The following is a 25,599-nucleotide window of genomic DNA, read 5'->3' as shown; positions in this document are numbered from 1 at the left end:
GACTTTTTGAACTCGCACTTAAAGTAAGTCATGCCAGAGGTGTACATGAGGGGGCAAGAAAAGAATGAAGGCAAACGATCAACGGACGGAAGCAGTGTACATTCACATTCCGTTTTGTACCAATAAATGTTTTTACTGCGACTTCAATTCCTATGTGTTGAAGGATCAGCCGGTGATGGATTATCTGCGCGCGCTGGATAAGGAGATGGAGCTAACCGTTCAGGCCAACTCGCCGGGACGAATCAAAAGCATTTTTGTAGGCGGCGGGACCCCTACGGTGCTGAAGCCAAATGAAATGGAATACTTCTTGCAAAGCGTGAAGCGTCATTTTCCGGAATGGTCCGATCGTATTGAATTTTCGATGGAAGCGAATCCCGGCACCACGGATTTGGAGAAACTGTCCGTGATGCGCGAAGGCGGCGTGAACCGGATCAGCTTCGGGGTGCAGGCGTTCCAGAACAGCTTGTTGACCGGCATCGGCCGGATTCATGATACGGATGACGTGTATCGAAGTCTCGAGAATGCCAGAAGAGCAGGCTTTGAAAACATGTCCATCGATTTGATGTTCGGGCTCCCGAATCAAACCTTGGACATGCTTGCGGAAAGCGTGGATAAGGCGCTAGAGCTTGGACTTCCGCATTATTCAATCTACAGCTTAAAGGTTGAAGAAAATACGCTGTTCCATACGATGTACCAGCGAAACCAGCTGCCGCTTCCGGATGAGGAGGATGAGCTGAATATGTATCTTCTATTAATGGAGCGGATGCAGGCTGCCGGATATAAACAGTATGAGATCAGTAATTTTGCCAAACCCGGCTTTGAGAGCCGGCATAACATGACGTATTGGCGCAACGAGGATTATTATGGCTTGGGCGCGGGAGCGCACGGATACGTCGGTCGTCAGCGCCATGTGAACATCAAAGGCGTCAACCCATATAATGAAGCAGCGAATCAAGGACTTCCGCGATTGGAGAGCTTTGAGGTATCAAGGGAAGAAGCGATGGAGGATTTCCTTATGGTCGGGCTCCGCGTGCTGGATGGCGTTTCGCGCAGCCGGTTCCGGCAGCAATTCGGAACTTCCATGGAAGAAGTATTCGCCGGGCCGCTGAATAAAATGGTGAGTGCGGGACTTCTTGATTCTACGGAGGACGGATATAAACTGAGCAGTAAAGGCATTCTGTTCGGCAACGATGTGTTCGCTGAATTTATAGGCAGTTTGACGGCAAATTAATCTATTGAACTTATATGCGCTCTGTTGTATATTTATTCATAACATGACGGAGCGTGTAAAGGGGAGACGGACAACCATGTCGGCGGTATGCAGAAAGGCGAAGTTAGAAGATGTCGAGCCGCTGTATCAGATGATTCAGGGATATGCGGAACAGGGGATTATGCTGCCCCGGTCCAAAAAAGTGTTGGAGAAACAAATCGGGGAATTCGTTGTGGCCGAATCCGAAGGGAACGTGATCGGCTGCGGTTCCTTGTGTCAGCTGGGAAATGATTTGGTGGAGATTCGTTCACTCGGCATCTCTGATGGTTATAAAGGGCAAGGGATCGGCTCCATGCTCGTGGATTCCCTTCTGGAGGAAGCGAAACGCCGTGAGCTTCCGAAAGTGATGGCCTTGACGTATGAAGTATCCTTTTTCATCAAAAACGGTTTTGCCGTCGTGGAGAAGGAGATTTTTCCGGAGAAGGTGTGGACCGACTGCGTTCACTGCAAGAAGCAGCATGCTTGTGACGAAATAGCTGTTCTTAAAGTACTGAACTGACTTGACAATCCTCAGGTCGGTTTGGTATTTTTGTTATATCGGTTAGCACTCGATGACGATGAGTGCTAACGAAAGAGAAAATAAGCAGTCAGCAAGGAGGGGAGCGACATGTTAACAGATCGTCAACGCATGATTTTGAATGCCATTGTGGATGACTATATCCGTTCTGCCGAACCGGTTGGTTCAAGAAGCATTTCCAAACGCGGGGATGTCGGATACAGTCCGGCAACCATTCGAAACGAGATGGCTGATCTGGAGGAACTCGGATTTCTGGAGCAGCCTCATACATCAGCTGGACGAATTCCGTCACATAAAGGATATCGTTATTATGTTGATCATCTCACGTCGTCGTTTTCCTTGAACCCTGCGGAACTGCATATGATGAAATCCTTTTTTGCAGAAAAGCTGAACGTGATGGAGCAGATGATACAGCATACAGCGAGCATTCTGTCTCAGATGACTAATTATACTTCCATCCTGCTGGGACCGGAAGTTTTTCATACGTCTTTGCGTCATTTCCAGCTTCTTCCTCTCCATGAGGATCAAGCGGTAGCCATCATCGTCACCAGCACAGGGCAAGTCGAGAACAAAATTGTTTCGATTCCGCAGGGTGTGTCCGTTTCGGATCTGGAGCAAGTGGTAAATCTTCTGAACAAGAAGCTGGTCAATGTGCCTCTATATAAACTCAAGACCCGTTTGTATACGGAGATTGGCGAGGAAATGCAGCGGCATATTTCACATTATGAAGATCTCATGAGTATGCTGGATATCGCCCTTAACAATGAACCGGACCATCGCGGCATATATCTCAGCGGCACGACCCACATGCTGAATCAGCCGGAGTTCAAGGATGTTGATAAGGTAAGGGAAATCTTCGAGCTTCTGGAGCAGACACCCGCACTGTTGAAGCTCATGGCCCCCGCTCCCGGTGAGCATGGTGTCCAAGTGAAGATCGGTACGGAGAATACGCATGAGGCGATTTCCAATTGCAGTTTGATCACAGCGACTTATTCAATAGACGGAAAAGCGCTCGGTTCGATTGGTATTCTCGGTCCTACAAGAATGGAATATGCACGGGTGATCGGCATCTTGAATGTGTTATCCCATGACCTGACGAAGCTGCTGTCACACTGGTACAAGTAAAGGAGTGAGACAGATGAGCCAAGGACAACATAGCCAAGTGGACGGAGATGAGCGTTATTCTACGCTATTGAACAACAGTAATGCCGTCCGGGCCGTCACGTCCGCTGTTGAAGGCACGCTTGGTCCCAAGGGGCTCGACGTGATGCTGGTGGGTCCCCGTGGCGAAGTGGTCATTACCAATGATGGGGTTACGATTCTGGATAAAATGGATGTCACCCACCCGGCAGCGCGCCTGCTCATTCAGGTGGCAAGAGCGCAGCAGGAGAAAATCGGCGACGGAACCACAACGGCTACCGTACTTGCAGGCGCACTCGTGCAGGAAGGGGTCTCCCGCATAACCCGCGGGGTCCCTGCTTCCAAGGTGGTGGAGGGGCTGCGTCAGGGGATCGAGAAGTCGATGCAGCTCTTAACAAAGCGGGTTCGGCTGATTGACGGATTGGATGATCCGCTTCTGGAACGGACGGTGTACGTTGCTGGGCGTGAACGGAAGGACATCGTGGAGCTGATTATGCAAGCCGCGCGGAAAGCCGGAATCACCCGTCTTCAGGATCCTTCCTACTCGCTCGCAGACAGTATAATTGCTCTGGAGAATGCCGAGAATGAAGTGTTCGAGGGGGTTCTGCTCCGGCAGCGGCCGATCTTCGCCCGGGAGTCCAAGTCGTATGACGATGCAAAAGTGTTGGTGCTCTTTGATTCCCTGGAACCAGATGAGATCGATGAAGAGGCGCTCACAACCGAAGCCGGATTTGCCCAATATATGGACCTCCGAAAAGTGTTCGCTTCCGATTTAGAGAGATTGTCCGAACTGTCCGTAAAACTCATCCTGCTTGAAAAAGGCATCCATCCGGATGCAGAGCAGTTTTGCCTGGATCACGGCATGATGGTTGTGCCGCGCGTGTCACGTGCGGATCTTCGCCGGGTAAGCGACATGACGGGAGCTACTCCCATACGCCGGAAGGCGTTACATAAAGACTCGAAGGAGCTTGCAGCCCTTCTGGGTGATACCCCGCGTGTCGCTTACGATGAAGGCATTGAGAAAATCCGGCTGGCCTGCGGCAGCCAGGACCGGGAACGTATTGTGACGGTCATTGTTGGGGCAAGCACTTCGGAAGTCGTAGGCGAGGCGGCCAGAATTGCGGGAGATGCGGCCTCGGCACTGCAGGCTGCCGTTTCCGGCGGGGTACTTCCAGGCGGCGGGACAAGCGAACTCGCGGTGTCCTACGAATTGGAACGGATCCGGGAGGCTCAGAAAGGCATGGAAGCCTTCGGTATGGAAGCCGTTTCGGCCGCGCTGCGCAAGCCGATGTCGCAGATACTTCTCAATGCCGGTTACAATCCGCTCGAGAAGATGGAAGAAGTGCGTGCTGCGCAAATCCGTGCAGACTCTGATTGCATGGGCATTGATTGCGACAGCGGCCGGGTTGTTGATTACGAGGAGCTGGGCGTGCTGGATCCGGCTCCGGTTAAACTTCATGGCCTGCGAGCAGCCGGCGAAGTTGCTGCAGCCGTGCTGCGGATTCATCACGTCATCAAGATGAAAGAAATAGGCGAATAACCCTTACGGGATAAAATGAATCACAGACAGTCTGTTTTAGAATATGAAGGAGGTGAAGGCGTCTTGAATAATGAGCATAAGGATGCCGTTCAAGATACAGTTACAGAAGAAACGATGGAAGAAACTTTGGAGAACACGCCAAACTCGGGTGAGAGTGGGTCTGCGGAGGAAGCCGTAAATCCCGAACAGGAGATTCCTGTAACGGATTCGGCGGATGATGCAGGTTCAGCTGAGCTTGAGAAACTTCAGGCCGAGGTGCTGGAGCACCAGCAGCGTACCCTGCGAGTACAAGCGGATTTCGATAACTTCCGTCGTCGTACACAGAAGGAGAAAGAAGATCTGGGCAAATACGCTTCTTCCAAACTGATTACAGAGCTTCTGCCTGTCATCGATAACTTTGAGCGTGCGCTTCAGGCATCCGAGGAAAACCCGGAGTTTGAATCTTTCTCCAAGGGAGTTAACATGATCTTCCGCCAGTTGGAATCTGTTCTCGCTACCGAAGGTTTAACGGCGATGAAGAGCGTAGGCGAGCCGTTTAATCCGGAGTATCACCAAGCGATCATGCAGGTGGAGAGCGATGAATACGAGGAAGGCATCGTAGTTGAGGAAGTGCAGAAGGGGTATATGCTAAAAGACAAAGTATTGAGACCTGCGATGGTTAAAGTGAGCATGTAAGCGACTTTCGATAGTCGTTTATCATATAAAAATTGATGAAGATCATGCGAGGATTCGTGTGAATGAATAAGGAGGAAAATTTTACATGAGCAAAGTTATTGGTATCGACTTAGGAACAACCAACTCTTGCGTAGCCGTAATGGAGGGTGGGGAAGCAGTAGTTATCCCGAATCCGGAGGGCGCCCGTACGACCCCATCCGTTGTCGGATTTAAGAAAGACGGCGAGCGTGTCGTTGGGGATACAGCAAAACGTCAAGCGATCACAAACCCGGATCGTACCATTATCTCCATCAAGCGTCATATGGGTACGAATCATAAAGAATCCATCGACGGCAAAGATTATACGCCGCAAGAAATCTCCGCCATCATTCTGCAAAAGCTGAAATCCGATGCGGAAGCTTACCTGGGCCAACCTGTAACCCAGGCGGTTATTACGGTTCCTGCATACTTTAATGACAGCCAGCGTCAAGCGACCAAGGATGCCGGTAAAATCGCGGGTCTTGAGGTTCTGCGTATCGTAAACGAGCCGACAGCAGCAGCTTTGGCATACGGTATGGAGAAATCCGAAGACCAGACCATTCTGGTATATGACCTGGGCGGCGGTACATTCGACGTTTCCATTCTGGAACTCGGCGATGGCTTCTTCGAAGTAAAAGCAACCAGCGGTGATAACAAACTCGGCGGTGACGATTTTGACCAGGTCATCATTGACTATATGGTAGCCGAATTCAAAAAAGAGCAAGGCATTGATTTGAGCAAAGACAAAGCAGCGGTTCAACGTCTGAAAGACGCTGCGGAAAAAGCGAAAAAGGAATTGTCCGGCGTACTGACTACCACGATTTCTTTGCCGTTCATCACCGTTGCTGACGGCGTGCCTCAGCATCTTGAGCTCAACCTGACTCGTGCTAAATTCGAAGAATTGTCTGCTTCTCTTGTAGAGCGTACGCTTGGACCGACTCGTCAAGCGCTTAGCGATGCAGGTTTGACAGCTAACGATATTCATAAAATCGTTCTTGTCGGTGGTTCCACTCGTATTCCTGCCGTACAGGAAGCGATTAAGAAATTGACAGGCAAAGAGCCTCATAAAGGCGTAAATCCTGACGAAGTGGTTGCGCTTGGTGCAGCTGTTCAAGCCGGCGTATTGACAGGTGACGTTAAAGACGTCGTATTGCTCGACGTAACTCCGTTGTCCCTCGGTATCGAGACAGCAGGCGGCGTATTCACCAAAATGATCGACCGTAACACCACGATTCCAACAAGCAAATCCCAAGTATTCTCCACGTATGCCGATAACCAGCCGAGCGTTGAAATTCACGTGCTGCAAGGTGAGCGCGAAATGGCTGCCGGCAACAAAACGCTGGGACGCTTCATGCTTGGAGATATTCCTCCAGCACCACGTGGCGTACCGCAAATCGAAGTTACCTTCGATATCGATGCGAACGGGATCGTAAACGTTTCGGCGACAGATAAAGGTACAGGCAAGAGCCAGAAGATCACAATCACGTCCTCCAGCGGCTTGAGCGACGCTGAAGTTGAACAAATGATGAAGGACGCCGAGCTTCATGCCGAAGAAGACCGTAAACGCAAAGAGCTGGTAGAGGCTCGCAACAATGCGGACCAACTCGTATACACAACCGAGAAAACACTCAAGGATCTGGGCGACAAAGTTGATGCTTCCGAAGTGGAAAAAGCGAACGAAGCAAAAGACAAAGTGAAGAAGGCCCTTGAATCCGATAACCTCGAAGAGATTAACGCTTCGGTAGAGGAGCTGACTCAAATCGTACAGCAGCTGTCCGTGAAGCTGTATGAGCAAGCAGCACAAGAGCAGCAGGGTGCTGAAGGTGCCGACTCCGGTGCGGCTAATAAAGACAATGTCGTAGATGCAGATTACGAGGTTGTTGACGAAGATAAAAACAAAGGTTAATCTGAATAGATTGTATGGGAAGGTCAAAGCTGCGCATCTTCGCACTTTGGCTTTCCTTATGTAAAAGAGTAATAAAGAGATTGGGGTGAAACCGTGGCTGATAAGCGTGATTATTATGAGGTGCTCGGTGTCGGCAAGGATGCATCGGACGATGAGATCAAGAAGGCGTACCGTAAAATGGCTCGCCAATATCATCCGGACGTGAACAAAGCGGCTGACGCGGAAGCCAAATTCAAGGAAGTGAAAGAGGCTTACGACGTATTGAGCGATGGTCAGAAACGTTCGACTTATGACCAGTACGGACATATCGATCCGAACCAAGGCATGGGCGGAGGCGGTTTCTCCGGTGATTTCGGCGGTTTTGGAGATATATTTGATATGTTCTTTGGCGGTAATGGACGCCGTGATCCGAATGCGCCTCAGCGGGGGAACGATCTGCAATACACGATGACAGTTGAATTTAAGGAAGCGGTATTCGGTAAGGAAACGGATATTACCATTCCGAGAACGGAGACATGTGATACCTGTCACGGTTCCGGGGCGAAGCCGGGCACGCAGCCGCACACATGTTCGGTATGTAACGGCAGCGGACAGCAAGAAGTCGTGCAGAATACGCCGTTTGGACGGATGGTAAACCGTCGCGCTTGTTCGAACTGTAACGGAACAGGGAAGATCATCAAAGACCGCTGCTCGACCTGTAACGGCAACGGTAAAGTGAAGAAGCAGCGCAAGATTCATGTTCGCGTGCCTGCGGGTGTGGACGACGGAGCTCAACTTCGTATGACAGGTGAAGGCGAAGGCGGCTTCCGCGGCGGCCCGGCCGGTGACTTGTATATCGTAATCCGCGTGAAGCCGCATGACTTCTTCGAACGCGAAGGGGACGACATTTATTGCGAAGTGCCGCTTACCTTTGCTCAGGCTGCGCTTGGCGACGAGATTGAAATCCCGACGTTGACGGAGAGAGTGAAGCTGAAGATCCCGGCCGGCACGCAGACGGGTACCTTCTTCCGCCTGAAAGGCAAAGGAGTGCCTCGACTCCGCGGCATGGGACAGGGTGACCAGCACGTCAAGGTTGTGGTCGTTACGCCAAGCAAGCTGAGTGATGAACAGAAAGAGCTGCTTCGACAGTTTGCTTCACTTGATGGCGAACAGACCCATGAACAGGAACAGTCTTTTTTTGACCGTGTAAAAAAAGCATTCCGCGGTGACTAATACAAACTTATGGGGCTAAACTCCCCTCATAGCATAAAGAACAGCAGCAGGCTAAAGGTGATCAACCTTTGGCCTGCTGTTTTTTTGTTTCTGGGAGCTGCTGGAGTGTCTGCCAGCTTAAACAGGCCCGTTTCTCAAGAATAAAACACTTAATGATGAAGCAAGCTAGGGAAGCTCCATCTTTGGAAGATGCAATCTTGAATAGGAAATGCAGGTGAAATGAAGTGGCAGAGAAAAATATTTTGGCGTATTTCAAAAGTCCGGAAGAAGCCCAGCATGCAGCCCGTAAATTGCAGTCGCTGCGCGTTGCCGATATGTCCATCGACCGGTTTAGCGCGGATCCCGGCGGGGAGCTTAACAATCCGATGAATCCGTTGACAGGTAATATTGCAAGCTTAACAACGCTGACCTTAAATGCGGATATTTCGGGGCCGGGGGCCGGAATCCTGGGGGCGGCGGATCCATCAGCCAGCGGGATGAGTAGCGGCGGACAGGACGGAACCGAGGGCCGGGATATTTTGCTGACGGTGGTATTGGACGAAGGCGTATTCCCGCAAGCTATGCGGTTAATCGAAGAATCCGGCGGCATGATTTGAGGTTATAGGCACAGCTCTGATCGTTTATACGGAAAGGAGAATAGCACACATGATGAGACGCGTAAAAAAAGGGAAAATCTCGAGCAAAACCGAAAAGATGATTGCGCTTCAATCCGCTAAGGCGGAGGATGTCGAGTTTTCGGCTATGGAAGCCGACCACGATGATGTGGAGGCGCTGCGCAGAAGCGAGGCAGCGGATGAACGCCAATTGAAGAAAATTCTCGATGAAACCAGTAAAAATGTAGATTGATCATTATGATTATCAAGTGATGAAGGAGTCCTCTTACCTTTCTTGTTACGGAGGTGGTAAGCAGGGCTTTTTTTGAAGACATAAGAAAGTATAAACTTTGGAGGCTTATCGTTCTTATTTCGCAACAAAAATTTCTGCCATATGTGGTCAGTCATCTGGAGAGAGTACGTTGATAACGTTTTTCGTATTCGATCGACTTGTAAGAAAAGTCATCATGGTATTTTAGTACAAACTTTGTATCCGGGGTCCTCTATATAGTACAATAATATTTATGTATGAATGAGGAGGAACAGTAGCACATGTTATGGCATGAATTAACGATACATACCACGGAGGAAGCCGTGGAGATGATTACGAATTTCCTGCATGAAGCGGGAGCCGGAGGCGTTTCGATTGAAGAATCCGGTACGACGAACAAGAAGCGGGACACATCCCTTGGACAGTGGTTTGATGAGATCGTTCCTTTTAATGATATTCCTGAAGGTCAAGCCGTTATTAAAGGTTATTTTGATGAGACGGTCACCTTAGAAGCGATCCGTGATGAGATAGCGCCACGCGTGAATGAACTGAAGGAATTTGGGATTGATACAGGCGAAGTCAGGTATGAGATGAAGACGGTTGATGAGAATGAATGGGCAACGGCCTGGAAGCAGTATTTCAAACCGATCCGCGTGTCCGAGCGGTTAACGATCAAGCCGACATGGGAAGAGTATACGCCGGAATCCGATCAAGAATCGATTATTGAGCTGGACCCGGGCATGGCATTCGGCACAGGAACGCATCCGACAACTTCGTTATGCTTGCGCACACTGGAGATGGTGATCAAGGGCGGAGAGGAAGTCATAGATGTTGGGACAGGCTCAGGTATTCTTTCCATCGGCGCAGCGCATCTGGGAGCTTCACGGATACTGGCTCTCGATCTGGATCCGGTTGCTGTATCCAGTGCAATAGAGAATACCCGTCTTAACGGCTTGGAAGATCGGATTACGGTGAAGGAAAGCGATCTGCTCTCGGTACTCACCCATTCGTCCGATCAATCGGATCTGGGCGTGACGCTGCCGGTACAAGTTGTAGTGGCTAACATTTTGGCTGAGGTCATCCTGTTGTTTGTCGACGATGTATACCAGGCTCTCAAGCCGGGAGGCGCTTATATCGCCTCGGGCATTTACAAGAACAAAGAAGAGATCGTGGAGAAGGCGCTGATTGCCTCCGGTTTCGAAATTGCCGACATCTGCCGCGAGGATGATTGGGTTGCCTTCGTGGCGAGGAAGAACTGATTATGGATTTTTTGGATCGACTGTTATTCTATCCGCTGGAACAACTTCCATTTTATTTGATTGCTTTAATCATTGCCTTTACCGTGCATGAGTTTTCGCATGCCTATTTTGCGAATAAATTCGGAGACCCAACGGCCAAGCTGCTGGGAAGGGTCACGCTGAATCCGGCGGTGCATTTTGATTTTATGGGGATTATTCTCTTGCTGATAGCGGGTTTCGGCTGGGCACGGCCGGTACCGATCAATCGCGAGAACTTTAGCAACCCCCGCCGAATGAGTATCATTGTGGCGGCGGTTGGTCCGCTGAGCAATCTTATGTTAGGTATACTTGGAACGCTGATCTATGCGGGACTCTATCAGTTCGGTGTGATCGAGCCGATTGGCGTCACCAAAACAGATCAAGCGATACATTTGTTTTTCAATACCTTCATACTTCTCAATTTCTTTCTGTTCCTCTTTAATCTGATTCCGTTACCACCGCTTGACGGCTACCGGATTCTTGAGAATGTGCTTCCTCCGCGCGTCAGTGCGAGGATTCAGAAGTTCGAGCAGTGGTCGATACTTATTTTTCTGTTGATCATATTGCTGCCAACCTTTCAGAGATATACGATTAAGCCATTATATGATGCAGCGCATGCATTATCCATCGACTTTTTGAATCTGTTCATTAAGATGTTCGGGGGATAATGGCGCGGATTTCTCTGGTCAGTTTGCACGAAAAGTTGTATGATGGGGTTTGGCGATTTTGGAGTTAGGTGAGGATAAAGATGCAGCGATATTTTGTCACTCCCGCACAATTCGAGGGAGACCGTGTTGAGATTACGGGCGATGACGCCCGTCATATTACCAAGGTCATGCGAGGCAGACTTGGTGATAAATTGATTGTAAGCGATGGGGAATCCCGCGAAGCCATGGTGGAGATTGAGAGCATCGAAGCGGCCAGTGTCATCGCCGTTGTGATTGAACCCATGGAGATGACGCAGGAACCGCGTCTGCAAGTGAGCATCGCTCAGAGTTTGCCGAAAGGCGATAAGATGGAGACCGTCATCCAAAAGTGCACCGAGATTGGCGCGGTGTCCTTTGTGCCCTTCCTATCGGACAGAACGATTGTTCAGTACGATGCCAAGAAGGAAGGAAAACGGCTGGAACGCTGGCGCAAGATTGCGAAGGAGGCGGCTGAACAGGCGCATCGTAACCGGATACCGTCTGTTGAACAGCCTCTGTCGTGGAAAAATCTGCTTGCAGCATTTTCCGGCTACGATGCCGTATATTTTTGTTATGAAAAAGAGCATGGCTCCCAGCTGAGGGACGTGCTGAAGCCTTTTGTAGAGCAGGCGCTGCCGAATTCGGCCGAGAAGGCCAGCTTGCTGCTGGTCGTAGGACCCGAGGGCGGCTTTACGGAAGAGGAATGCCAAGCGGCCGAAGATGCAGGAGCCGTATCCGTTGGGCTTGGAAAGAGGATCCTTCGCTGCGAGACTGCCGGCATGACGGCGCTTGCCTGCACACTATATGAATCTGGAGAAATGGGGGGCGTTTGAACATGCCATCCGTAGCGTTTTATACGTTGGGTTGCAAAGTCAATTTTTACGATACCGAGGCCATCTGGCAATACTTCAAAAATGAAGGCTACGACCAGGTGGACTTCGAACAAACCGCAGATGTTTATTTGATTAACACCTGTCACGTTACCAATACAGGGGACAAGAAGAGCCGTCAGATGATCAGACGTGCGGTTCGCCGCAATCCCGAGGCCATCGTGGCTGTAACGGGCTGTTACGCTCAAACCTCGCCTGCAGAAATTCTGGATATCCCGGGTGTGGATCTTGTGATCGGGAACCAGGATCGCGATAAAATCATGGATTTCATCCATGATATTGAAAAGACGCGTCAGCCGATTAATGCAGTTCGCAATATTATGAAGACCCGGGTATTTGAGGAAATGGATGTTCCGGATTTTGCGGAACGTACTCGCGCATTTCTAAAAATCCAGGACGGATGCAACAACTTCTGTACGTTCTGCATTATCCCTTGGTCCCGCGGTTTGTCACGCAGCCGTGATCCGAAGAGCATCATCAAGCAGGCGCATCAGCTGGTTGGAGCGGGTTATAAGGAGATCGTGCTGACCGGTATTCACACAGGCGGATACGGAGATGATCTTGAAGATTACAGATTGTCCGATTTGCTGTGGGATCTTGACCGGGTAGACGGTTTGGAACGGATCCGCATCAGCTCCATCGAAGCAAGCCAGATCGATGAGAAGATGCTGGATGTGTTGAATCGCTCCAGTAAAATGTGCCGCCATCTTCATATACCGCTGCAAGCGGGGGATGATACGGTACTGAAACGGATGCGCCGTAAATATACAACCGAAGAGTTCTATAACAAGATGGGCTTGATTCGTCAAGCCATGCCCGATGTGGGCATTACGACGGACGTTATCGTTGGCTTCCCTGGCGAAACCGATGAGATGTTCCGTAACGGCTATGACCTGATGAAGGCAATTCAGTTCTCCGAGATGCATGTATTCCCGTATTCGAAGCGTACCGGTACGCCGGCAGCACGGATGGAGGATCAGGTGGACGAGGAAGTGAAGAATGCACGTGTGCATGATTTGATTGACTTGTCGGAGCAGCTGCAGCTTTCTTATGCTGAACGTTTTGTAGGTCAGATTCTGGAAGTGATACCGGAGCGTGAGTACAAGGGTGCTCCTAATGGCGGAAAGATGCAGGGTTATAGCGATAATTATCTGCAGCTTGTTTTCAACGGATCGCCTGATCTCGAAGGCAAACTGTGCCGCGTAAAAGTAACCAAAGCTGGTGTAAATGAATGCGAGGGCGAACTCCTCAGCGTCATAGATCATGGACTAAAGGCAGCTGCCCAGTAATTCCAATAGCGGCCATACCAGACAAGGATTTCATTTCCTGGCTACCGGAAGTGGAATCCTTGTTGTACATGAAGGAGGAATAGGACATGACATATACACAGATTTCCGCAGGCGGCGTGGTATACCGTCATCATGAAGGGGCGCTTCAGATCCAGCTTATTTTGGACCGTTATGGAAAAACCTCGCTTCCCAAGGGCAAGATGGAAGCCGGTGAAACCGTCGAGCAGACTGCACTTCGAGAAATTTGCGAGGAGACAGGTATAGTCGGATCCATCACCTCTCCAGTGGACATTATTGCATATAAATACCATCATCCCGAATTCGGCCAGGTGGACAAGGAAGTCCATTACTATCTGGTTAAAGCAGAAAAAGGTAGCTTAAAACCCCAGATCGAGGAAATCAACGGCGTGGACTGGTTTGAGCCTTTGGCCGCATGGAGGAAGCAGCGCAGCAACGGATATAACAACAATGATATCATCCTGCGTAAAGCGCTAATGCTGCTTGAGGTTAGCATTCCTGCGGATGAAGATATGAAACTTTAGGTCTGTGCCTGCTTGTTCCAGAAGGGCAGATAGCATAGTGGAAGCGCAATAAGCGAGCATACGATATTAAATAAGGTTTGCGCATGGGCGATTTGTCCAGCAGGATCCGCCGCTAACCATCCGGATACGGTGGTTAAGCCTGATATGAACGGAGTAAAGAGCAGAACACCGCCGATATTCAGCCCCATATGGGACCAGGCCACAAATCGCCCTGCTCGGGTACTGCCAATCGCTGCTATAAGTGCTGTTGCGCAGGTGCCGACATTGGAGCCCAGAACGATGGCAACGCCGATCTCCGGAGGCAGCGCACCGCTGGCTGCAAGCCCCATAGCCATAGCGATGACAGCTGCGCTGCTGTGCATCAGAGCAGTCAATATCGTTCCGGCTGCTATACCCCAGAGGACGCTCCGCGAAGCGTGGTCCAGGAACCACTGGAATAAACCGAGGCTTTGCAGAGTCGGACCAATAGACTGCATGAATTGTATAGCAAGCAGCACCAGTGAGAATCCGGTGACAGCGAGGCATAAAAACTGACTGCGGATCAAATTGTTTTTTACCTTGTCGTAGCTCGGAGGCACGCGCTCGCTGACGATTACGGCCCCGACCCATAGCATGAGCGAGAGGACAAGCAGAGGCATGGCGGCTTGTCCAATCTGCAGGCTGATGAGCTCGGTGGTTACCGTTGTGCCGATGTTCGTGCCGAGAATAATGCCCAAAGTACCGGCGAGGCTCAACAATCCGGCATTGGCGAAACCTATTGCCAGCACAGTAACGGCGGTACTGCTTTGCAGCAGGGCCGTGACCGCTGTACTGGCGATCATGCCTTTCAGGGGCGTGGATGTCGCTTTATGGAGCCACTTATGCAACAGCGGACCGGCCCAGCGTTGGAGCGCAACCTCCATGACCTTCATGCCGAACAGGAACAGGACAAGACCATAACAGATGGGAAACCAGAGTGAGGATAGCATGATGTTCTCCTTTTAGAGGTTGTTCAAAAAGCTCTCTTTTGATAAGAAAACCAATCGAGGCCAATCAAGGATGAGCGACCGCGATTCAAAGGTAGGTTTTCTATATCTAACACGAAGTGAATCAGGAAGTCACTCAGCATCGAATCGATAGACTTTTATCTTAATTACGTATATGACCCTTGGCGGACATGCATGCCTATTGAAATGGTCAGGGGATAACTTAAGGAGTGAAATACAGTGCCATCGGTAATTTTGGAGCGCAGTCGAAAAAAGAGACTGGAGCAGGGGCATCCCTGGGTTTATAAAAGCGAGATTGCCTCTGTCGAGGGTGAACCCAAGCCGGGTGATATCGTATCGGTATTAACCCATCAAGGCCGTTTTCTCGCCTCCGGTTATTACAACCCGCAATCTCAAATCACCGTACGCACCGTTTCGTATGAGCCGATTGAGACGATGGACAAGGCCTTTTTCGCCGCCAGGTTTCAGGAATGCCTGAAACATCGGGAACGGTTTATCGGAGATGAGAACGCCTACCGGCTGGTTTATGGCGAGGCGGATTTTCTGCCAGGGCTGATTGTGGACCGTTTTGATGACGTACTGGTCATCCAGCTGCTGACGCTGGGCATGGATCGCTGCCGTGAGGATATCGTGAACGCGCTTGTCGAGGTGGTCCAGCCAAAAGGAATCTATGAACGAAGCGATGTATCCATCCGGGAATTGGAAGGTCTGGAACAGCGCACGGGTATTCTCTACGGGGAGTGTCCTCGCCACGTGACGGTGACGGAGAACGGCTTGAAGATCAAAGTGGATATTGAAGAAGGTCAGAAGACGGGATATTTCTTTGATCAGCGCGAGAACCGGGCATCCATAAAACCGTTAATGAAGGGTTGGGGAGACCGCAGCGGGATCACGCTTCAGACTGTGGAACGGGACGGTGAGATGAAGTCCTTGCCGGTGAACAAAAGCGGAAAAGAAGTCACGTTTCCCTATTGGGACGGTGCTACGGTGCTGGAATGCTTTTCGCATACGGGCAGTTTCACGCTGCACGCATGCCTTTATGGGGCCAAGAAAGTAACCTGTCTTGACATATCGGAGCATGCTATCGAAAGCGCCAAAGAGAATGTGGAATTGAACGGATTCCAGGATCGCGTGGAGTTTGTAGTGGACGATGCCTTCCAATATTTGCGCAACCAGGTAAAAGGCTTGGAAGAACGTGAGCAGCGTGCGCAAGGGGATCAGAAAGTGGATACCTCCAAACCGCTGACCGCGGGAGGTGGACGTTCCTGGGATGTGGTCATTCTGGACCCGCCGGCGTTTGCCAAAACCAGGTCTGCTGTCAAGGGAGCTTGCCGGGGATATAAGGACATCAACCTTCATGGAATGAAACTGGTGAATGAAGGCGGTTATTTGGTTACGGCAAGCTGCTCGTACCATATGCGGCCGGATTTGTTCCTGGAGACGATTCAGGATGCTGCAAAAGATGCCGGCAAAATTCTAAGACTCGTGGAATGGCGTGCGGCTGGCAAGGATCACCCGCAAATTCTCGGGGTCGATGAGGGGCATTATTTGAAATTTGCCGTGTTTGAAGTGCGCAGCAAATCAAAGCTGTAAACTGCCACAGCTATAGCGGTTGATGCGAAGGATTTTGCCATGGTGGGTAAACCACGATGGCAGGATCCTTTTTTGTATGTCCGCAATATTTTGGAATGGGAATGAAATCCAAACGTATGTTCCATCAAACGATACTTATGCTATACTAGTAATCAACATCTTTTTTGATAGACAACGAACCAAAACGTGGATTTCATATGAATTTTGATACATTTGACTCATAGATTCAAGGGCATGATTTCACCGGAAGCGCAGCTTGTTAAGAAGGGTGAAGGAGTCCCTTTCGAAAGACGATGTAAAGGGGGCATAGCATGAGCATTCAATTTGTTATTGGCAGGTCGGGCAGCGGCAAGAGCACGTCGATCCGCCAAGAGATGATCGAGCGATTGGAGCAAGATCCCAAGGGGAATCCGATGATACTGATCGTTCCCGAACAAGGGTCCTATGAAGCAGAGCATGCACTCGTTAATGCGGGAGGCATTCGCGGGATAATGCGCGCGCAAGTGCTTAGTTTCCGTCGACTGGCTTACCGCGTCATGCAGGAAAGCGGCGGGGCCGCAAAGGTGGCGATCAGTGAAGAAGGCAAGCGCATGCTGCTGTACAAAATTTTGCGGAGGCGCAAAGAAGAGCTCCAATTGTTCGGTGCTTCGGGAGAGCAGCATGGTTTTGTCGGTAAGCTGAGCGAGTTGTATACGGAAATGAAGCGCTATTGCATTGACGCATCCTGCGTAGAGGAGCAGCTGGGACAGATGATATCTGGCTCCGGGAATTCACCGATGCTTCGGCGCAAGCTGGAGGACATCGTAACGGTCTTTCGTGATTTTGAGCTTGAGATTTCACGGTTCTACATGGATGAGGAAGATACGCTGGCCTCATTAGCAGCGGGCGTGACCCAATCGGACTATATCAAGCGCGCCGACATTTGGATCGATGGTTTCCATGGTTTTACGCCGCAGGAGTACCGGGTGCTCCGAGAAATTATGGCCCATGCCAACCATGTAACGATTGCGTTGACACTGGACAAGCCTTATACGAACGGCAATGTTCCGCATGAGCTGGATCTCTTTCATCCTACCGCAGTGACGTACATAAAGCTTAAAGGCATTGCCGATGAGATGGGGTTGGATATGGAGCATCGTATTCTGCAAACCGATGTTCTTCCACGGTTTCAAGAATCCCCTTTGCTTGCCCACCTCGAGCGCGGTTATGATCGGAAGAAACGTTGGACGGAAGCTGCGCGAGATGGAAATACAGTGAGCAATCCGGACGGCAGCAGGACAGGTCTTCTTCTGCATTCTGCCAGTCACCGCCGGGCTGAAATCGAAGGAGCTTTACGTGAAATGGTTCGTCTCGCCCGGGAAGAAAGAACACGATACCGGGAAATGGCCGTGTTTGTCCGGAATATGGGAGAATATGAGCACCTGATAGGTCCTATGTTCAAGGAATACGGTGTTCCTTATTTTCTGGATCAGAAGCGGAGCGAGCTGCACCATCCGCTGGTCGAATTTATTCGATCTGCTCTTGATGTCATTGGACGCCGCTGGCGTTACGAGGACGTATTCCGCTGCGTGAAGACGGATCTGCTGCTGCCGCTGGACGGTTCGCTTACCCGTGAGGACATGGATCGTCTGGAGAACCACGTGCTGGCTTCCGGAATTCAGGGTTCGCGCTGGACGGATGGCCGCCCGTGGAAGGGAATTCCTAGCCTCTCATTAGAGGATGGGGAGAGCGAGGTGCGCAATCCGGATGGCATGCAGGTGATTGAGTATGCCAGAAAGGTGATTGTGGAGCCGCTGCATGCGTTTGAGAAGCGGATGAAAAAGGCAACGAGTGCAATGGATCAGAGCACCGCAGTTTATCGGCTACTGGAGGAAACCGCTGTTCCCGAAAAGCTGGAGCTGTTAAGCCGCGCTGCTCTGGATGCCGGGCGTCCTGAGGAAGCCAGGGAGCATCGCCAGGTATGGGGGGCTGTGCTTGACCTGCTCGACCAGATTGTGGAGATGATGGGTGCGGAGAAGCTCAGCACCGAATTGTTCACGGGTGTGCTGGGTACGGGACTTACGGAGATGAAAATGGCTCTGGTGCCTCCGTCTCTGGATCAAGTGCTGATCGGCAGCATGGATCGGACACGGACGGGCGGGGTGAAATATGCTTTTCTGCTCGGCATTAACGATGGTGTTCTCCCAGCCCAGTTTCAGGACGATGGGATCCTGACAGAACCGGAGCGTGTTCAGCTCGAAGACCGCGGCTTGGAGCTTGCTCCAAGCATATCCCGAAGACTGCTGGATGAACGGTTCCTGATTTATAATGCTCTGACTTCGGCCAGCAAGCAGCTTTGGGTCAGCTATCCTGCGGCAGATGATGAAGGTAAGACGTTACTGCCATCCGAGGTCATCCGCCATTTGAAGCTGATGTTTCAGATGGAAGAGGTGCTTTTGTTTCCAAGACCGCATGCCGGGCAATCGGCCTGCGAGCAGGAGCATTATGCGTCACGTCCTAATAAGACGTTGGCTTACTTGACGGGTCGGCTACGGGACTGGAGAAATGGAGAGGAGATTCCGAACATTTGGTGGCATGTGTACAATTGGTACGCGGAACGGCCGGATTTAAGGTCGCGTCTTTCTTCGATGCTCTCGTCCTTGTCTTACCGGAATGAAGCCCGGCCACTTAAGCAGGAAACGAGCAGGCAGTTGTATGGAACGAAGCTGCGAACAAGCGTATCTCGGATGGAGCGCTTTGTTGCGTGCCCGTTTTCCCATTTTGCCTCCCATGGATTGAAGCTGAGAGAACGGCAGCTGTACCGTCTTCAGGCTCCCGACATCGGACAGCTATTTCATGCTGCCTTGAGCAGCATGGCCATGAAGTTTCAATCCCAGCATCGAAGCTGGGGAGACCTGACCGCGGAGGAATGCTTGCGCGAGGCGGAAGCGACCGTCGATCGGCTTGCTCCCATGCTGCAGGGTGAAATCCTGCTTAGCTCCAAGCGATACGGATATATTTCGCGCAAGCTGAAAAATATCGTGGGCAGAGCATCCGTGATTCTGGGTGAACAAGCAAGGCGCGGCAAATTCGAGCCGATCGGCCTTGAGCTTGATTTCGGTCCAGGGAAGCCGCTGCCACCCCTGACGTTTGAATTGCCGAACGGGGTCAAGATGGAGATTGTCGGGCGCATTGACCGGGTCGACATGGCACGCGGAGAGCATGGGATCATGCTTCGGGTCATCGATTATAAATCCAGCCAGAAGGATCTGCGATTGCATGAGGTCTATTACGGATTATCCCTGCAGATGCTGACCTATCTGGACGTGTTGCTGACGTTTGCGGAGGACTGGCTCGGTGAACAGGCTTTGCCTGCGGGAACCTTGTATTTCCACGTTCATGATCCAATCTTGCAATCTGCAAACGGCATGACGCCGGAGCAGGCGGCAGAGGAGCTGCTCAAACGTTACAAAATGAAGGGCTTGCTGCTGGCAGACCGCGAAGCGGTTTCCCTCATGGATTCTTTCCTTGAAAAAGGACACTCGGCTATTCTGCCTGTCGCCGTCAAAACGGACGGAAGCTTCTACAGCAGCGCAGCCGTGGCAACACCTGACCAGTGGGAGACCTTGTTGTCCGCCGTGCGGGAGAATATGCTGAATATCGGCTCCAGAATTACGGGGGGCGATGTCGCGATTGTGCCGTATCGGATTCAGCAGGAGACCGCCTGCACGTACTGTTCCTTCCGGCCTGTATGCCAGTTCGACGACGCAATTGAGGGCAGCGAATATCAGCTACTGGGTAAACCGGGTAAAGATCAGGTTTGGGATATGCTTGGACATCCGAAGGGAGGAGAGAGCCGGTGAGAGAGATGATAGCAAAACCCGAGGGCAGCATGTGGAGTGACGACCAGTGGAAAGCCATCGCGCTGTCGGGCGATGATATGCTGGTTGCAGCTGCAGCGGGTTCAGGGAAGACCGCCGTGCTGGTTGAACGGATCATTCGCAAAATCCTCGACGATTCCGCGGGGTTCAGCGTAGACCGACTTCTTGTAGCTACGTTTACCAAGGCTGCGGCTGCCGAAATGCGGGGACGGATTCGGGAAGCGCTTGACCGTGAGCTGGACCGGGAACCGGACAATGAGCATATCCGGCGTCAGCTTGCTTTGCTTGGTAGGGCGTCAATTACAACGCTGCACTCCTTTTGCATGGAAGTCATTCGGCGATATTATCAGTTAATACCGCTGGATCCGGGATTCCGCATTCTGAATGAACATGAGGCGGATTTAATGCGGCAGGATATGCTGGAGGAGCTGTTTGAAGAGAAATACGGCGAGGCCGAGGGCGACCAGGAAAGTCGGTTTCTTCATTTGGCGGACTGGTTCAGTGGCGAGCGAACGGACGACGCGCTGTACCGTCTCGTTCAGCGCCTCTATGATTTCTCCCGCAGCCATTCCTGGCCGGCACACTGGCTAAGGGAAACGGCTGCCGGCTTCCAGGTACAAGATACGGAGGCTCTCGGACAAACGCCATGGGTTCAAAGCATTTTGGCTGATGCCCGTCTGGCTTTGAACGGAGCGGCTGGCTTGCTGCAGCAAGCCAGGGCGATCGCCATGCAGCCGGGAGGGCCTGCACCGTATGTGGACAATCTCGATGAGGACTTACGATTGGTCGCCTCCCTGCTTGAGGCCATCGATAGTTCGCCGTGGGAATCGTTGTACGGCATTTTTCGCGAGGCGTCTTTCGGCAAGCTCAAATCCGTTCGGAAGGATGAGGTGCTGCCGGAGCTTCAGGAACAGGTTAAGGAACTGCGCGACAACGTGAAGAAAATCGTCAATGAGCTGAAAAGTGCATTGTTTGGCCGTCCGGCATCGGAATTTTTGCAGGAACTTCACACGGCAGCGCCGCTGATGATGGAGCTGGCCGAGACGGTTATCGCTTTTGGCGAGCGATATCGTGAGGCCAAAGCCGCCAAAGGCATGGTCGACTTTAACGACCTTGAACATTACTGCCTTCATATTCTTCGTCACCCTGATTCCGTGCCGGGGCATATGATGCCTTCCGATGCGGCTATGGAATACCGCGAGCAGTTTGATGAAGTGCTGCTCGACGAATATCAGGATACGAACAGCGTACAGGAAGACATTGTACGATTGATCTCCAGGGAAATGCCGGGCAACCGGTTTATGGTCGGTGACGTGAAGCAGAGTATTTATCGGTTCCGCTTGGCGGAGCCGGGATTGTTTCTCGATAAATATAAGACGTTTTCTTCCGACGCAAGCACGGCCCAAGCCGGCATCCGGATTGATCTGGCCCGTAATTTCCGCAGCCGGATGGAAGTGGTGGATGCCGTCAATTTGTTGTTCCGGCAGATCATGAATGAATCCGTAGCCGAGATTGCCTATGATGCTCGAGCGGAGCTTGTATGCGGCGCATCCTTTCCGGAGCAGGAGGTTCAGGGCGGTACGAACCCTTACACGCCTGAATTGCTCCTGATCGACCGTCTTGGAAAAGGGACGGAGGAGCAGTCCGAAGAATCATCTTCCGAAGAGGACGGGGTTCATCTTGAGGTTGAGGCGCTTGAGATGGAAACCGCCCAACTGGAGGCCCGCGCCATTGCCCGCAGAATTCGTGAGATGACAGGCGAAAACGGGAAGCCGCTCATGGTGTACGATAAAGGACTGAAATCGATGCGGCCCGCGGAGTATGGGGACATGGTTATTTTGCTTCGCTCAGCCATGGTATGGGCACCGTTAATTATAGAGGAACTGCGGCAGGAAGGGATTCCGGCGTTCGGCGAGCAGAATAAAGGGTACTTTCAGGCGACGGAAGTGGAGATCATTTTATCGCTGCTGCAGGTGATTGATAATCCCCGTCAGGATATTCCCCTGGCTTCCGTATTGCGCTCGCCGATACTCGGATTATCCGAGGAAGAGATGGCACAGGTGCGTCTGTGTGCCAAAGGGACTTACTACGATGCGCTTAAGGCAGCAGTCGCGTTAAGTGTCGTCCCGCCGGTCATGGATTTGGCGCGCCCTGTGGGCTTCGTGGATGGCAAATGGACGCCGGGTGTAGAACTGGAAGGTTTAGCCGAAGCAGCAGCAGGTCATGAGTTCGTGGCAGGCAGCCTTCTTTCGGATGCTCCGTTATCAGCGGAAGGTCAGAATATCGAAATATCTCCGGAGCTTAGCTCAAAACTTGGATTGTTTATGGATCGGCTTCAGCGCTGGCGGCAGGAAGCGCGCCAAGGAAGTTTGAGTGATCTGATCTGGGGAATTTACAGTGAAACCGGCTACTTGGATTGGGTTGGCGGTCTACCTGGCGGCAAGCAGCGTCAGGGCAATCTGACCGCCTTGTATGACCGGGCCGTGCAGTATGAACAGGATACAGCCTCCAGAGGTCTCTTCCGTTTCCTGACCTTTATCTCCCGGCTCCGGGAGCGAGGCGGGGATCTCGGCACTGCCGGCGGTACGGAAAGCCAGGGCAATGCGGTACGGTTGATGACCATTCACAAGAGCAAGGGGCTGGAATTCCCGGTTGTTTTTGTAGCGGGATTGTCCAAAAATTTTAACCAGCAGGATTTGAATTCCCCTTTCCTTATGCATAAGGAGCTTGGCTTTGGACCGAAGTTTGTGGATGAAGGCATGCGCGTTAGCTATCCCACGCTGCCTAACCTGGCGATCCGGCGCAGGTCGCAGCTGGAGCTGTTAGCTGAGGAGATGCGTGTGCTCTACGTTGCCCTTACGCGGCCTAAAGAGAAGATGATTCTGGTCGGCACGGTGAAGGATTTGCCGAAGAAGGTGGCTGCGTGGGCACAAGCCGATTTTAACCCGGAGCTTCTTCTGCCGGATTACGTCCTTGCCCGGGGCCGGAGTTACTTGGATTGGATCGGCCCGGCCGTGATACGCCATCCATCCGCAGGTCTGCTCCGCGAGAAGGCGGGCTTATCCGGGGAGACGAACTCACGCGTGTTTAGAGAAGATCGATCGCAATGGATATTTTCGATCGAGACGCCGGAATCCTTGGCGCAGGGCATGATCGGTATTAAGGATGACGTGCAGGCGGATAACGATGACCGGATGAATAAGCTGAATGCCCTGCGCAAGCTCGAGCCGGTTGTTCCGATGGCTAGTAAAGCCGAAGCGGAAGATATGGGTACGGATGATCAACGTGCAAGCATCTATGAGCGCTTGTCTTGGAAATATCGTTATGAAATGGTCAGCCAAATTTCCGCCAAAACGTCCGTAACGGAGATGAAGAAGCTGCTTGCCTTGCAGGACAGCCCCTCCCTGGATCTACTGGAGGAGCAGGCCGTAAAACGTCAGAGCAAGGAAAATATCGGGGCAGGTGCATCTTTCACACTAAGCTTGCGACGGCCGAAATTTATGGAGTCAACGAAGCTGACACCTGCGGAACGGGGAACCGTGTATCATACGATCGTGCAGCATGTGCCTCTTCAACGATTGGAGGGAGCCGCGGAACCGACGCCGGAAATCGAAGACACGATCCGCGACCTTGTGGAAAAAGAAATCATAACCGGTGAGCAGGCAGCCGCGGTGGAAGCCACGGAGATCAGCGGCCTGTTTGCTTGCGAGGTAGGGAAGCAGCTGCTGACTGCAGAGGATGTCTGGCGCGAGATGCCGTTTTCATATGCACTCCCCGCAGCTGAAGCTTATCAAGGACTCGCTTTCATGGACCAATTCTCGGAACAAGCGGCCGAAGCAGCGCCGGATGTGCAGCTCCTTCAGGACGAAACCGTGCTGATCCAAGGGGTTGTGGACTGCCTGTTCAGGCAGGGCGGTAGACTTGTGCTGCTGGATTATAAAACGGACCGGGTGCTGGAGCATCGCGGCGGCGTTTCGGCCTTGGCAGAGCAGTATCGTTTTCAGCTTGATCTATATGCAAAGGCCTTGGAAGATATTTTAGGCGAGCCCGTTCATGAAAAATGGCTGTACTTTTTTGATGGGGGACATGCCGTTCAACTATAGTCATTTCGATTTGTTTGATTGGGAAGTTTGAAGCGGGAGAGGAGATTAGCGATGCGTATTTTGCATACCGGAGACTGGCATCTGGGGCGCGCACTTGAAGGCCGGAGCAGGCTTGCAGAGCAGGAGCGCTTTCTGGATGAACTGGTTAAGCTGGCAGATGAAGAGCAGGCCGATCTGATCCTCATGGCGGGGGATGTTTATGATTCCGTAAATCCGCCTGCGGCTGCAGAGCAGTTGTTTTATGATGCGGCCGCCAGACTTACGGAGGGGGGCCGTCCTATGGTGGTCATTGCAGGCAACCATGATCAGCCGGAACGGGTTGCATCGGTCACGCCGCTTGTTGCAACCAGGGGCATAACGCTGATTGGGACTCCCGTCGCCGATGCGATCACTGTTGCAGCGACACGTACCGGAGAAACGGCCAAGATTGCAGCACTGCCTTATCCGTCTGAGGCCAGGCTCAATGAGCTGCTATCGATCGATGGAGATGAGGATCAGCTCCGGCTTGCCTATAGCAAGAGAGTCGGACAACTGATGAGGAAGATGGCAAGGGAATTTTCTCCGCAGACGGTCAATCTGGCCATGAGCCATATTTATGTACTTGGCGGCGTCGAGAGCGATTCCGAGCGGCCGATTCAGGTCGGTGGAGCGTACACGGTTGATCCGTTGGCACTCTCTGTAGGCGCATCTTATACTGCGCTTGGTCACCTGCATCGTTCTCAGGCAGTAAAAGGGGAGGGAATCATCCGCTACAGCGGTTCACCGCTGGCCTACAGCTTCTCGGAAGCGGGACAGGCCAAGTCGGTGACCCTGGTTGACGTATCGCCAGGAGGAGCACCCGTGATCGAAGAGCTGTTTCTCAGCAGCGGTCGCCCGCTTGTTCGCTGGAAGGCCAAAGGCGGCTTGGAAGAGGTGTATCGATGGCTTGATGAGGGGCGTGATCCCGAAGCTTTCATAGATCTGGAGGTATCCCTAACGGAGGCCATGGGGCTTGCCGACATTCAGCGACTTCGAAAGAGCAGGGACGGCATTGTTCACATCCGTCCGGTTTACCCGGAGATGGAGGCGCTGGAGCTGGAGAGCGAACGGTCCCGACTGCCGCTGCCGGATCTGTTCCGAAAGTTCTACCAGCGGCAAACCGGCGGGGCGGAGCCCGAGGATCATCTGATCGATTTGTTTCTGGAGCTTGTAGAGGAAGAGGAGTCTGACGGGATGGAGGTGAAGCCGTAAG

The 25,599-nt window shown here is 51.9% G+C and carries 19 protein-coding genes; 18 read left to right on the top strand and 1 reads right to left on the bottom strand.

Features of this window, described 5'->3' with window-relative positions; all coding sequences use genetic code 11:
- Nucleotides 1-64: 64 nt before the first annotated feature.
- The 14 genes from hemW (at nucleotide 65) to AB4124_RS11950 (ending at nucleotide 13,826) form a co-directional block, all read left to right on the top strand.
- Nucleotides 65-1,231 (top strand): radical SAM family heme chaperone HemW, encoded by a 1,167-nt coding sequence (gene hemW, locus AB4124_RS12015; protein ID WP_076320567.1) that lies wholly within the window; start codon nucleotides 65-67, stop codon nucleotides 1,229-1,231.
- Between the two features lie 76 nt (nucleotides 1,232-1,307).
- Nucleotides 1,308-1,769, top strand: a complete 462-nt coding sequence (locus AB4124_RS12010; protein WP_076320568.1) for an N-acetyltransferase — start codon at nucleotides 1,308-1,310, stop codon at nucleotides 1,767-1,769.
- A gap of 108 nt (nucleotides 1,770-1,877) precedes the next feature.
- The gene (gene hrcA, locus AB4124_RS12005; RefSeq protein ID WP_076320569.1) at nucleotides 1,878-2,912 is read left to right on the top strand and encodes a heat-inducible transcriptional repressor HrcA; all 1,035 of its coding nucleotides are present in this window, start codon (nucleotides 1,878-1,880) and stop codon (nucleotides 2,910-2,912) included.
- A 13-nt stretch (nucleotides 2,913-2,925) separates the two neighbouring features.
- Complete coding sequence (locus AB4124_RS12000) at nucleotides 2,926-4,467, top strand: TCP-1/cpn60 chaperonin family protein (protein ID WP_076320570.1); 1,542 nt, start codon at nucleotides 2,926-2,928, stop codon at nucleotides 4,465-4,467.
- Between the two features lie 63 nt (nucleotides 4,468-4,530).
- Nucleotides 4,531-5,142: a nucleotide exchange factor GrpE gene (gene grpE / locus AB4124_RS11995; protein WP_076320571.1), complete on the top strand. Its 612-nt coding sequence runs from the start codon at nucleotides 4,531-4,533 to the stop codon at nucleotides 5,140-5,142.
- An 85-nt stretch (nucleotides 5,143-5,227) separates the two neighbouring features.
- The gene (gene dnaK / locus AB4124_RS11990; protein ID WP_076320572.1) at nucleotides 5,228-7,066 is read left to right on the top strand and encodes a molecular chaperone DnaK; all 1,839 of its coding nucleotides are present in this window, start codon (nucleotides 5,228-5,230) and stop codon (nucleotides 7,064-7,066) included.
- A gap of 93 nt (nucleotides 7,067-7,159) precedes the next feature.
- Nucleotides 7,160-8,278 carry a molecular chaperone DnaJ gene (gene dnaJ / locus AB4124_RS11985; RefSeq protein ID WP_098742700.1) on the top strand — a complete coding sequence of 373 codons (1,119 nt, stop codon included), beginning with the start codon at nucleotides 7,160-7,162 and terminating at the stop codon, nucleotides 8,276-8,278.
- 224 nt (nucleotides 8,279-8,502) lie between these two features.
- The gene (locus tag AB4124_RS11980) at nucleotides 8,503-8,874 is read left to right on the top strand and encodes a hypothetical protein (protein WP_076320574.1); all 372 of its coding nucleotides are present in this window, start codon (nucleotides 8,503-8,505) and stop codon (nucleotides 8,872-8,874) included.
- A 49-nt stretch (nucleotides 8,875-8,923) separates the two neighbouring features.
- Nucleotides 8,924-9,124: a YfhD family protein gene (locus AB4124_RS11975; protein WP_009590798.1), complete on the top strand. Its 201-nt coding sequence runs from the start codon at nucleotides 8,924-8,926 to the stop codon at nucleotides 9,122-9,124.
- A 299-nt stretch (nucleotides 9,125-9,423) separates the two neighbouring features.
- Nucleotides 9,424-10,401 (top strand): 50S ribosomal protein L11 methyltransferase, encoded by a 978-nt coding sequence (gene prmA / locus AB4124_RS11970; RefSeq protein WP_076320575.1) that lies wholly within the window; start codon nucleotides 9,424-9,426, stop codon nucleotides 10,399-10,401.
- A 2-nt stretch (nucleotides 10,402-10,403) separates the two neighbouring features.
- Nucleotides 10,404-11,087: a site-2 protease family protein gene (locus AB4124_RS11965; protein WP_441972987.1), complete on the top strand. Its 684-nt coding sequence runs from the start codon at nucleotides 10,404-10,406 to the stop codon at nucleotides 11,085-11,087.
- Between the two features lie 80 nt (nucleotides 11,088-11,167).
- Nucleotides 11,168-11,938, top strand: a complete 771-nt coding sequence (locus AB4124_RS11960; RefSeq protein WP_076320577.1) for a 16S rRNA (uracil(1498)-N(3))-methyltransferase — start codon at nucleotides 11,168-11,170, stop codon at nucleotides 11,936-11,938.
- A gap of 2 nt (nucleotides 11,939-11,940) precedes the next feature.
- Nucleotides 11,941-13,284 (top strand): tRNA (N(6)-L-threonylcarbamoyladenosine(37)-C(2))-methylthiotransferase MtaB, encoded by a 1,344-nt coding sequence (gene mtaB / locus AB4124_RS11955; protein ID WP_076320578.1) that lies wholly within the window; start codon nucleotides 11,941-11,943, stop codon nucleotides 13,282-13,284.
- Nucleotides 13,285-13,370: 86 nt separating this feature from the next.
- On the top strand, nucleotides 13,371-13,826 hold the full coding sequence (locus AB4124_RS11950) for an NUDIX hydrolase (RefSeq protein WP_076320579.1): 456 nt from the start codon (nucleotides 13,371-13,373) through the stop codon (nucleotides 13,824-13,826).
- Here AB4124_RS11950 and AB4124_RS11945 read toward each other — a convergent pair.
- The gene (locus tag AB4124_RS11945) at nucleotides 13,823-14,794 is read right to left on the bottom strand and encodes a Na/Pi cotransporter family protein (protein ID WP_441972984.1); all 972 of its coding nucleotides are present in this window, start codon (nucleotides 14,792-14,794) and stop codon (nucleotides 13,823-13,825) included. The genes AB4124_RS11950 and AB4124_RS11945 overlap by 4 nt on opposite strands.
- Before the next feature lie 237 nt (nucleotides 14,795-15,031).
- Between AB4124_RS11945 and AB4124_RS11940 the strand changes: the two genes are divergently transcribed.
- From AB4124_RS11940 to AB4124_RS11925, 4 genes are all read left to right on the top strand, one after another.
- Entirely contained in the window at nucleotides 15,032-16,405 is a 1,374-nt protein-coding gene (locus AB4124_RS11940) for a class I SAM-dependent rRNA methyltransferase (RefSeq protein WP_076320581.1), read from the top strand.
- A gap of 311 nt (nucleotides 16,406-16,716) precedes the next feature.
- Nucleotides 16,717-20,247 carry a helicase-exonuclease AddAB subunit AddB gene (gene addB / locus AB4124_RS11935; RefSeq protein ID WP_441972982.1) on the top strand — a complete coding sequence of 1,177 codons (3,531 nt, stop codon included), beginning with the start codon at nucleotides 16,717-16,719 and terminating at the stop codon, nucleotides 20,245-20,247.
- Between the two features lie 5 nt (nucleotides 20,248-20,252).
- Nucleotides 20,253-24,368 (top strand): helicase-exonuclease AddAB subunit AddA, encoded by a 4,116-nt coding sequence (gene addA / locus AB4124_RS11930; protein WP_441973039.1) that lies wholly within the window; start codon nucleotides 20,253-20,255, stop codon nucleotides 24,366-24,368.
- 51 nt (nucleotides 24,369-24,419) lie between these two features.
- Nucleotides 24,420-25,598 carry an exonuclease SbcCD subunit D gene (locus tag AB4124_RS11925; RefSeq protein WP_441972980.1) on the top strand — a complete coding sequence of 393 codons (1,179 nt, stop codon included), beginning with the start codon at nucleotides 24,420-24,422 and terminating at the stop codon, nucleotides 25,596-25,598.
- Nucleotide 25,599 lies beyond the last annotated feature (1 nt).

The sequence above is a fragment of the Paenibacillus sp. 2KB_20 genome, assembly GCF_052115765.1.
In the GTDB taxonomy this organism is placed as follows: domain Bacteria; phylum Bacillota; class Bacilli; order Paenibacillales; family Paenibacillaceae; genus Paenibacillus_AQ.
This window is presented reverse-complemented; position numbering and strand designations above follow the sequence as displayed.